General features: G+C 63.4%; 4 protein-coding genes and 2 pseudogenes. All 6 read right to left on the bottom strand.

The annotated features are described in order from the left end of the window. Positions 1-429: 429 nt before the first annotated feature. Positions 430-975 carry a hypothetical protein gene (locus tag ACWNCF_RS04955; protein WP_449406241.1) on the bottom strand — a complete coding sequence of 182 codons (546 nt, stop codon included), beginning with the start codon at positions 973-975 and terminating at the stop codon, positions 430-432. Beyond that, positions 897-1,319 carry a hypothetical protein gene (locus ACWNCF_RS04960; RefSeq protein WP_449406242.1) on the bottom strand — a complete coding sequence of 141 codons (423 nt, stop codon included), beginning with the start codon at positions 1,317-1,319 and terminating at the stop codon, positions 897-899. The genes ACWNCF_RS04955 and ACWNCF_RS04960 overlap by 79 nt, the downstream gene beginning before the upstream one ends. Before the next feature lie 62 nt (positions 1,320-1,381). Further along, on the bottom strand, positions 1,382-1,561 hold the full coding sequence (locus ACWNCF_RS04965; protein ID WP_449406243.1) for a hypothetical protein: 180 nt from the start codon (positions 1,559-1,561) through the stop codon (positions 1,382-1,384). A 45-nt stretch (positions 1,562-1,606) separates the two neighbouring features. Then, positions 1,607-2,535 (bottom strand): annotated as a pseudogene (gene ttcA / locus ACWNCF_RS04970) (tRNA 2-thiocytidine(32) synthetase TtcA). A gap of 11 nt (positions 2,536-2,546) precedes the next feature. Continuing rightward, positions 2,547-2,945 (bottom strand): dihydroneopterin aldolase, encoded by a 399-nt coding sequence (locus ACWNCF_RS04975; RefSeq protein ID WP_449406244.1) that lies wholly within the window; start codon positions 2,943-2,945, stop codon positions 2,547-2,549. Between the two features lie 33 nt (positions 2,946-2,978). Beyond that, a pseudogene (locus ACWNCF_RS04980) lies at positions 2,979-3,356 on the bottom strand (SDR family oxidoreductase); the annotation flags it as partial. Positions 3,357-3,428 lie beyond the last annotated feature (72 nt).

Below are 3,428 nucleotides of genomic sequence, written 5' to 3' on the forward strand. Positions count from 1 at the left end.
CGTGCTGGCGGCCGGCATCACCATCGTGCAGGTCGTGGCGGATCTGCTGATCTCGACGGCTTGGTGCCCCCGCCACCGCGTCAAGCCGCCTGACCTTCGCCCAGGCCTTCAATTCGCTCGGCAGGACCGTCTTTCCGTACGTCGGCGCCATCCTGATCCTCGGCTCGCTGGCCCACGTCGACCAGGCCACGCTGTCGGCCGACGCCCTCGCCGCCTACCGCGCCGCCGAAAGCCAGGTCGTGGTGCACACCTACCTCGGCCTGGCCGTCGCACCGGCCATCGTCGCCTTCCTCGTCTGGGTCACGCAAGGCTGCGGTCGAACATCCCCGTCCGAAGCAGCATGTGGCGCTTTGACCCGCCGACACTGCTTCGCGTCGCGGCCGCCATCTTCCGTGACAGTCGGCGCCGAAGCGGCCGTCGGCTCGCCGACTACGACGAAACGACGTGCTCGCGGTCGTTGGCGCCGAGGCCCAGCACGTCGTTTTGCATCAGGTAGTTCACGATCAGCGAGCCGACGGCCACTTCGGCGCCGACGTACAGGAAGATGCACAGGGCGCCGAACGCGAAGCGGGGCTGTTTCAGCAGGTCGAAAGCGCCCCACATGCTGCTTTCGGGATGGGGATGTTCGACGAGCTTCTTGCGGTTGGTCCAGACGAGGAAGGCGACGATGGCCAGTGCGACGGCCAGGCCGAGGTAGGCGTGCACCACGACCTGGCTTTCGGCGGCGCGGTAGGCGGCGAGGGCGTCGGCCGAGAGCGTGGCCTGGTCGACGTGGGCCAGCGAGCCAAGGATCAGGATGGCGCCGACGTACGGAAAGACGGTCGTGCCGAGCGAATTGAAGGCCTGGGCGAAGGTCAGGCGGCTTGACGCGGTGGCGGGGGCACCCAGCATCGAGATCAGCGGATTCGCCACGACCTGCACGATGGTGATGCCGGCCGCCAGCACGAACAGCGCCAGCAGGAAGGTGATGAACATGCCGGACGAGGACGCGGGGATGAACAGCAGGCAAGCTCGGCCGTCATCGTCAGGAGGCCGACGACGGCGGTTCGCATATAGCCGATGCGCTGCACGATGGCGGCGGCCGGCAGCGACACGATGAAGTAGGCGGCAAAGAAGGCCGATTGCACGAGCATCGCCTGCGCGTACGACAGCGTGAACAGGTCTTTCAGTTTCGGAATGATGACGTCGTTCAGGCTCGTGATGCCGCCGAACGTGAAGAACAGGGCGAACACGAAGATGCGCAAGCTCGCGACTTGGGTATTGGCGTTGGCAGAAGCGCCGCTCGTCTGGGCGGCGCTGGCGGGTTGGCCGATTTGCATGAGGAATCCAGGTGGGTTGGACGATGCGTACGCCAAACGACGTCGCAGGCGAGGTAGGAATATTACATCGGCTTGCCGGCCTGTTGTGAGGTTTGCCGGGCTACCCTCAGGGTGAAATCGATCTCACGAAGGCCGCGCCATCCATCCTGAAGAAACTGTATTACATAGACAACGTCAAAAACATAGACAACGTCAAAAACATGGACAACGTCAAAAAATGCAGGCACATGCCGCGCCGCCATGCCTGGTCGGACATGGCGGCGCCGGTCAGCGCGGCGCAGGACGGCTCAGAGCGGCTGCAGCGGAATGGTGCCAGTCGCCGGCGTCGAACACGGTTCTTCGTCGAAGGCGATGTCGCCGGCCGGATTCGCTACACCGTCGGCCTTCAGGTCCGCGAAGCCGAACATGTCGCGGTCCATCAGGTGCGACGGCACGACGGTCGACAGCGACGAGAAGATGTTTTCCACGCGGCCCGGGTGTTTCTTTTCCCAGTCGCGCAGCATGGCCTTGATCTGCTTCCTCTGCAGGTTTTCCTGCGAGCCGCACAGGTCGCACGGGATGATCGGGAACTGTTTGATTTCCGCGTAGCGCTCGGTGTCCGCTTCCTTCACGTACGCGAGCGGGCGGATCACGACGTGCTTGCCGTCGTCCGACACGAGCTTGGCCGGCATGCCCTTGATCTTCGCGCCGAAGAACATGTTCAGGAAGAAGGTTTCGAGGATGTCGTCGCGATGGTGGCCCAGGGCGATCTTCGTGCAGCCCAGCTCGTCCGCCACGCGGTACAGGATGCCGCGGCGCAGGCGCGAGCACAGCGAGCACGTGGTCTTGCCTTCCGGGATCAGGCGCTTGACGATGCTGTAGGTGTCCTGGTTCTCGATGTGGAACGGAATATCCAGCTTCGTCAGGTAGGCCGGCAGCACTTCGGCGGGAAGTTCGGCTGTTTCTGGTCGAGGTTGACGGCGACGATGTCGAAGTGGATCGGCGCGCGCTCGCGCAGGGTCATGAGGATGTCCAGCAAGGCATAGCTGTCCTTGCCGCCGGACAGGCAGACCATGACCTTGTCGCCGTCCTCGATCATGTTGAAGTCGCCGATCGCCTGGCCGACGAGGCGGCACAGGCGCTTGTGCAGCTTGTTGTTCTCGTAGGCCTGTTTGTCCGCCTTCTTGTCGGCGGCATCGGGCACGGCAGGGGCGAGCACGTCCGCCGCACGCGCCATCGTCACTTCATTCATGCTTCATCCTTGATCTGGAACACTTCGACGCCGACGCCTTCGCAGTCGGGATACACGTCGGGCTTCATCGTCGACACGCGGGCCGCGCGCACGTTGGGGTGGGCCAGCATGGCCTCGACCACGTCGTCGCACAGGGTTTCCTGCAACTGCACGTGGCCTTGCGCCATGCGCCTGGCGATGGTCTCGCGCATGAAGTCGTAGTCGACCACTTCGTGCAGCTGGTCGTCCTTGGGCGTCGACAGGCCGAGCGGGATGTACAGATCGACATTGATCAGGACGCGCTGCTCGCCCTTTTTTTCGAACTCATGGACACCGATGTTGATCATGACTTCGTAATTGCGCAGGAACAGCCTGCGGCAATCGCGCAGCTGCGGGTAGAACAGGGCGGACAACATAGGAAACCTTCGAGGTAAGGGGCAATGTAAAAATCATTCAGTCAAAAACATCACGTCGCGCGCCAGCGGCATCAGGTGCTGGCCGCCGTCGACGAGCAGGGTGGTGCCGGTCAGCGCCTTCGCGTTCGCCGCGTAGCACACGGCGTCGACGATGTCCTGCGGCGTCGACGACCGGCCGAGCGGCGTGGCCTGGTGCGCGCGCGCGAAGCCGTCCGCGCTCTGGTCGCCGGACACGAGCGTGATGCCGGGCGCGACGCCGACGACGCGCAATTTCGGCGCCAGCGCCTGGGCCAGCAAGGTGGTGGCCGTCTGCAATGCCGCCTTTGACAACGTGTACGACAAAAAATCCGGGTTGAGATTGTACAGTTTCTGGTCGAGCAAGTTGATCACGACGGCCTGGCCACCGTCCGGCAGGTGCTGGATCATCCAACTAACTCCTCCGTTTTAACCTTAGCAATACGTAACTGAACGAAGTAGGTTACA

This window comes from Massilia phosphatilytica (genome assembly GCF_977014125.1).

Bases quoted from the DNA above. Each gene is read 5' to 3' on its own strand.
- ACWNCF_RS04955 (WP_449406241.1), bottom strand. From the start codon at position 975: ATGTTCATCACCTTCCTGCTGGCGCTGTTCGTGCTGGCGGCCGGCATC.
- ACWNCF_RS04960 (WP_449406242.1), bottom strand. From the start codon at position 1,319: ATGCAAATCGGCCAACCCGCCAGCGCCGCCCAGACGAGCGGCGCTTCT.
- ACWNCF_RS04965 (WP_449406243.1), bottom strand. From the start codon at position 1,561: ATGGCGGCGCGGCATGTGCCTGCATTTTTTGACGTTGTCCATGTTTTT.
- ACWNCF_RS04975 (WP_449406244.1), bottom strand. From the start codon at position 2,945: ATGTTGTCCGCCCTGTTCTACCCGCAGCTGCGCGATTGCCGCAGGCTG.